This window comes from Neisseria sp. P0013.S005, assembly GCF_051958425.1.
Taxonomy (GTDB): domain Bacteria; phylum Pseudomonadota; class Gammaproteobacteria; order Burkholderiales; family Neisseriaceae; genus Neisseria; species Neisseria subflava.
Genome location: NZ_JBQCVL010000045.1, coordinates 1 through 426, shown reverse-complemented (window position 1 = coordinate 426; position 426 = coordinate 1). Strand labels below are relative to the sequence as shown.

1 protein-coding gene is annotated in these 426 nt (G+C 53.1%); it reads right to left on the bottom strand.

The window, feature by feature from the left end; genetic code table 11:
* The coding region (locus tag ACTHTA_RS11425; protein WP_440364717.1) for an IS3 family transposase at positions 1 to 426 on the bottom strand (426 nt) is incomplete at both ends.

Genomic DNA, 426 nt, shown 5'->3' with positions numbered 1-426 from the left:
TCGTTGGGCTTTTCGGCTGTGAATAGGCGTTTGAGGAGGTGTTCCGATATTTCGCCCATGGCGGGATGGCGGTAGGCTTTTTTCGCCCGTATAAGAGCTTTCAGTCCTAGCTGCTTCATCAGTCTTGCCACTTTTTTGTGGTTCCAACCCAATGCTGCGGCAATGCGCCTTTGTCCGTAGCGTCCTTTATGCCGCCGGTAGGTTTCGACGAGGAGGGCTTTGTCGGCTTCGTCGGGGTCGGGTCGGTCTTGGTGGTGGTAGTAAAAGCTGCTTTTGGGCAGGTTTGTGATGTGCAGCAGGTATTTGAGCGGGTGTTGCGCCCTCAGTGTTTGGACGGTTTGGCTTTGTCCTTTTCGGTCTGCTTTTGGCTGAGGGCTTTTAACTCCTTTAGGTAGGCAACCTTTGCGCGCATATAGCACAACTCTT